This is a genomic window from Baaleninema sp., from assembly GCF_049974805.1.
Lineage (GTDB): Bacteria > Cyanobacteriota > Cyanobacteriia > Cyanobacteriales > Geitlerinemataceae > Baaleninema.
Window position 1 is genome coordinate 21,833 of sequence record NZ_JBNGCO010000063.1, and the last position, 6,190, is coordinate 28,022.

Annotated in this window: 3 protein-coding genes; 2 read left to right on the top strand and 1 reads right to left on the bottom strand. The window is 56.2% G+C overall.

The features are described 5' to 3' along the window. Positions 1–20: 20 nt before the first annotated feature. Positions 21–947, top strand: coding sequence for a PP2C family serine/threonine-protein phosphatase (locus ACP5D4_RS13175; protein WP_428012083.1), 927 nt, complete (start codon positions 21–23; stop codon positions 945–947). A 131-nt stretch (positions 948–1,078) separates the two neighbouring features. Continuing rightward, positions 1,079–3,262 carry a hypothetical protein gene (locus ACP5D4_RS13180; protein WP_428012084.1) on the top strand — a complete coding sequence of 728 codons (2,184 nt, stop codon included), beginning with the start codon at positions 1,079–1,081 and terminating at the stop codon, positions 3,260–3,262. Positions 3,263–3,393: 131 nt separating this feature from the next. Here ACP5D4_RS13180 and leuS read toward each other — a convergent pair whose 3' ends face one another. Continuing rightward, positions 3,394–5,964 carry a leucine--tRNA ligase gene (gene leuS, locus ACP5D4_RS13185; RefSeq protein WP_428012085.1) on the bottom strand — a complete coding sequence of 857 codons (2,571 nt, stop codon included), beginning with the start codon at positions 5,962–5,964 and terminating at the stop codon, positions 3,394–3,396. Positions 5,965–6,190 lie beyond the last annotated feature (226 nt).

A 6,190-nucleotide genomic window follows, 5' to 3' on the forward strand; every position in this document is an offset into this window, starting at 1 on the left:
TGAAATCCCAAGTCTGTAGCGTGAAATCAGAATCAATGAAAACTTGGCGGGTGTTGGCGGCGTCGGTATGCGGGACGAGTCACCAACATCGATCGATCCCCTGTCAAGATGCCTGTTGTTGGAAACGAGGATCTGACGATATTTTACTGGCAGCGGTGGCCGATGGGGCGGGATCGGTGACGCGATCGGACTTGGGGGCCAACGTCGCCGTCGAAGCGGCGATCGATTTCCTCGCCACGGTCGATTTTACCCCTCTGCGCCCCACGCAATCGGCCCATCTCGCCGATACGGAACTGGCGATAACGCTAGATATGTCGGAAACGGAGGAATTCTCAGATAAAGATTCAGACAACGAGGCAAAATCGGAGTCTGGCGAGGATTCCGAGACGGTAGCCGAACCGTCTGAAACGCCAAGTCCTCTCGAAACCGTTTTGCGAGAAACCCTGGCGGCGGCGAGAGATGCAGTCAACGCCGAAGCGGAACGTCAGGCGATCGATCGGCGAGAATATGCCAGCACCCTGATCGCGATCGTGGCAACATCAGAGTGGGTCGCCGTGGCGCAAATTGGCGACGGGGCGGCGGTGGTACGAGATATCAAGGAAAAGACGATCGCCCTGACGCAACCGCAACAGGGAGAATACGCCAATCAAACCACGTTTCTCACCTCCGATGACGCCCTCGACACCGCCCAAATCCGAATTTGGACGGGACAAGCGACGCACTTGGCGCTATTTTCCGACGGATTGCAACGATTGGCGTTACAAATGCCCGAAGGGACGCCGTTTGATCGCTTTTTCAATCCCTTATTTCAATTCATCGCCCAAGACCTTGACGAAACCGAAGGTCATCGCCAACTCGTCGCCTTTCTCCAATCTCCCCGCGTCACACAACGCACCGATGACGATCTAACCTTGTTATTAGGGCATTTAGCGGGGATGAGGGGATGATGAGATGAGGGGATGAGGGCATGATGGGATGATGGGATATATCGATCGTTTCTCTCTACTCACCTCCCCACCTCATTATCTCCCCACCTCATCATCTCTCCACCTCATCAACTCCCGATCGACCAATGAAGGTGCAACGGCAGTCAAACGGCGAATTCATCACCCTTAGCCGCGAACTCGGTGGAGGCGGAGAAGGGACGGTTTATGCGGTGGCGGAAAATTCGGCTTGGGTGGCGAAGATTTACCATCAGATTACCCTGGAGATGCCCCGCAAGTTGGCGGTGATGTACGCGAACCCGCCAAAAGACCCCCTTCGATCGCAAGGTCACGTTTCCATCGCCTGGCCGGAAGATTTACTCTTAGAACGGGGGCGCGTGGTGGGGTTTCTCATGGCCCGGGCAGATGGGGGGTTTCCTCTCCATACGTTTTATACTCCCGCTTCGCGGCGCGATCGATGCCCCCTGTTTAACTATCTCTATCTCTATCGCACCGCCCGCAATCTCGCCGCCGCTGTCAGCAACCTCCACGCGCGGGGATACGTCATCGGCGACGTGAACGAGTCGAACATTCTCGTCAGCCCTACGGCGTTGGTGACGCTGGTGGATACGGATTCGTTTCAGGTGTGCGATACCCAGCGACGTCACCTCTATCCCTGTCCGGTGGGAAAACCGGATTTTACGCCGCCGGAATTGCAGGGGAAAACGCTGCGGGAGGTGCGCCGCCTTCCGGAACACGATCGCTTCGGGTTGGCGGTGTTGATTTTCCAACTGCTGATGGAGGGAACTCATCCCTTTGCGGGGGTGTATTCGGGACAGGGCGACCCACCCCCCATTGAAAGCCGCATCGCTAGGGGACATTTTCCCTATGGGATGCGTTCTGTGCCTTATCGTCCCATGCCCGTGGCGCCGAGTTTCGAGATTCTCACGCCGGAACTGCAACGGCTGTTCGTGCGGTGTTTTGAGACGGGACATGAAAATCCGAAATTGCGCCCGGAGGCTCAAATTTGGGTACAAGCCCTCGAAGGGGCGGAACGGCAGTTGGTGACTTGTTCGGAGAACCCGCAACATCGCTACGGTCGGCATTTGGCGGCTTGTCCCTGGTGCGATCGCAAGCAAAAGTTACGGGGACGCGATCCTTTTCCGCCGACGGTTCGGGAAGCGGGACGGTTGCAACAGCAGCCGATGCCGAAACCGAAACGGAACGCCAGACGCCGCACGGCGGCCGGGTTGTCGGCTGTGCCTGCCATTGCCTATACGGTGCGGTTTCCGCAACCGACGAGCGTTCCCCGTGTGGGGGCGGTGGGGTGGGGCGATTCGCTGCTGGAGTTGTGGGAGGATTTGCTGAAATACAAATATGATTTGTTGGCGGGGGGCGCGATCGTGATGTTGGCGATGGCGGGGGGGATTTATATCTCGAACCGTCAGACGCCTGGGGAGGTTTCGGATTCTGGGACGATGGTGTTGGACACGACGGCTTCGGAGGCGCGTCTGGCGAAACCCTCGGCGACGGCGAAACCGAGGCTGTCTGCGCCGACGGAACGGTTGTATACGCACCGCGATCGAATTGAGGCGTTGGCGGTGAGTCCGGACGGGGCGCGGTTTGCGTCTAGCAGTCAGGATGGGTCGATCGTGATTTGGTCGGCGGCGACGCGGCTTCCGGTGCGATCGCGCCGCCTGTCGGCGGTGTTGCAGCGTCCCGAAGATCGGGTCAGGGCTTTGGCGTTTGGGGCTGACGGCACCACCTTGGTTAGCGCGACGGCGCGAGAACTGCAAGTTTGGGATGTGGAGACGTTCGAGTTACGGGAGGCGATTCCGCTTTCGGTGACGCCGACGGCGATCGCGATTTCGGATAGGAGAACGGAGGTGTTACCGATCGATCGGGTGGTGCGCGTCGGTGGGGGTTCGGAGTGGGAAACGGGGGTTTGGAACGTTTCTCGTGGCGGTGAGTTGCCGTTATGGAGTCGGGGCGATCGATCGGTGGTGGGGATGAGTGCGGATGGAAAGTCGATCGCGACAGTGGGGGAGTCGATCGAAATTTGGGATATTGAAGAGGGACAAAAACAACAGACCTTAGATGCGAAATTAACAGAAACAGCAGCGATCGCCTTCGATCCCAACGGTCAGTTTGTCGCCGTCAGCGTTCCCCAAGACGACGGAGAAATTCAACTTTGGGATTTAAAAACCGGTGAGGTACTGCATTCGGTAACGGCGAGTCACGTCAGCGCCTTGGCGTTTGGTAGCGACGGTCAAACGCTGATAGCTGGGGACTTGTACGGTTCGATCGGTATTTTTAACATCGATCGAATCGAACCTTAAAAACCGTCGAATACCGGATTGGTGAACCCCGTATATCTCGCTGGGTCTCTCGCTGGGAATCCTGTCAGAAACCCGGTCTCTCGATCTGGGAGAGATCGGGTTTCTCAGGAGATTTTAACGATCGATCGACCCTACTTCGGAACCACGAAATTCACCAACCGCTTCGGAACCACGATGACTTTCTTAATCTCCTTATCGCCGACGTGACGCTTCGCCGCCTCCGACTCCCGCGCCAACGCTTCCAACGTCGCCTTATCCGCATCCGCCGGAACCTGAATGTTGCCGCGAACCTTACCGTTAACCTGAATCACCAAGGTAATTTCATCCACCACCAAGGCGCTTTCGTCCACTTCCGGCCAGGCTTGCTGGTGAATCGAGTCGCTGTGTCCCAGCAAATGCCACAATTCTTCGGCGATGTGCGGCGCAAACGGCGCCAGCAACTTCAACAAGGTCTCGATTCCTTCTGCATACACCGGGGAATCGGTACGTTTGGCGTCGTTCAAGGCGTTGCTGAGTTTCATTAACTCCGAAACCGCCGTGTTGAACTGATATTCACCCTGTAAGTCCTCGCTGACTTCCCGAATCGCGGTGTGAACGGCGCGGCGTAAATCTTTCTCGGGTTTCGAGAGATTGTCGTTTGTCGCCGCTTTTATTTCAGAAGCGTTTTCGGCGAAGTCCGTCACCAACCGCCAGACGCGATTGAGGAAACGATATTGACCTTCTACGTCGGCGTCGTCCCATTCGAGATCCTTCTCGGGAGGCGCTTTGAACAGGATAAACATCCGCGCTGTGTCCGCGCCGTATTTGTCCAATACCTGCAAGGGATCGACTCCGTTCAGCTTCGATTTGGACATTTTTTCGTAAAACACTTCCAACGGTTCCCCGCTTTCGGGGTCGGTGGGATTCTCTAAATCGAGAATTTGGTCTGAGGGGATGTATTTCCCGGTTTTGGGGTTTTTGTAGGTCATTCCCTGAACCATTCCTTGAGTTAACAGCCGTTGGAAGGGTTCGTTAAACTTCAGGTTGAGTCGATCGCTCAAAAATTTGGTGAAGAACCGCGAGTACAACAGGTGTAAAATCGCGTGTTCGATACCGCCGACGTATTGATCGACGGGCATCCAATCGTTAATTTTACCCAAGTCGAAGGCGGCGTTGTCGTTGTTGGCGTCGGGATAGCGCAGGAAGTACCAGGAGGAATCGATGAAGGTGTCCATCGTGTCCGTTTCCCGCTTGGCTGCGGTTCCGCAACTGGGACAGGGGACGTTTATCCAGTCGTCTAACTGCGCCAACGGCGAGGGACCGCGACCGCTAAACTCTACGTTGTCGGGGAGTTTCACCGGAAGTTGGTCTTCGGGAACGGGAACGGCGCCGCATTCGGGACAGTGGACGATGGGAATCGGGGCGCCCCAGTACCGCTGACGGGAAATTAGCCAGTCTCGCAAACGGTATTGGATGCGGGCTTTTCCGTAGCCTTGGGCTTCGGCGTAGTCGATGATGGCTTGTTTTCCGGCTTCGGAGGGGGTTCCGTCGAACTGACCGGAATTCACCATGACGCCGGGTTCGGTGTAGGCGTCGCTGAGTTCGGCGTCGGGATTTTCGGCGTTTTCGGGAACGATGACGGTTTTGATGGGTAAGCCGTTTTCGCGGGCGAATTTGAAATCGCGGCTATCGTGGGCGGGAACTCCCATGACTGCGCCAGTTCCGTATTCGTAGAGGACGTAATCGGCGATGAGAATGGGGATTTCTTGGCCGGTGAAGGGGTTGAGGGCGGTTCCGCCTGTGGGAATTCCTCGTTTGGGTTTGTCTTCGGCGGTGCGATCGATCTCGCTTTCTTGGCCGACTTCTTTAATAAAGGCTTCGACGGCTTCCCGTCGTTCGTCGGTGGTGACTTGTAAGGTCAGGGGATGTTCGGGGGCGAGTACCACGTAGGTGACACCGTAGACGGTATCGGGACGGGTGGTGAAGACGCCGATTTTGTCGTCCCGTCCGAGGATGGGAAATTCGAGATAGGCCCCAGTGGATTTGCCAATCCAATTGGCCTGCATGGTTTTGACGCGATCGGGCCAGCCGGGGAGTTCGTCTAAGTCAGACAGTAAGCGATCGGCGTAGTCGGTGATTTTGAGAAACCACTGTTTGAGGAGTTTTCGTTCGACTTTTGCGCCGCTGCGCCAGGAACGACCTTCGTTATCGACTTGTTCGTTGGCCAATACGGTTTGGTCGATGGGGTCCCAGTTGACGGCGGATTCTTTTTGATAGGCCAGTCCGGCGTTGAAGAATTGCAGGAAAATCCACTGCGTCCATTTATAGTAGTTGGGGGCGCAGGTGGTGACTTCGCGATTCCAGTCGAAGGAGATGCCCAGGCTTTGGAGTTGCTGGCGCATCTGGTCGATGTTTTGGTACGTCCATTTGTCGGGACGAACGCCTCGGGCGATGGCTGCGTTTTCGGCGGGAAGTCCGAAGGCGTCCCATCCCATGGGGTTGAGGACGCGATAGCCTTGCATCCGCTTGAGTCGCGCGATGACGTCGGTGATGGTATAGACGCGCACGTGACCCATGTGCAGGTTCCCGGAGGGGTAGGGGAACATGGACAGGGCGTAGAATTTGGGCTTGTTGTTACTCTCTGGGGTGCGATCGAGTTCCTGTTGCGCCCAGGTGTTCTGCCACTTGTTTTCGATGGATGCGGGCGTGTATCGAGACTCCACGGGGATTACTCCTGCTCGGCGTTCTGTCTGATGTGCATCGTTTATTTTGGCATATCGGGTTCGATCGCGTCAGGATGGGATGATGAGGTGATGGGATGATGGGATGATAAGGTGATGGGATGATGGGGTTTTCCTTTGGCTGAATTTCTAGGGGTTTGAAGTTTTTATAAAGGTAATTAGTCACCGCAACAGGTGAGGCTTAATGAAAAAAGCCTCAAACCTCGTC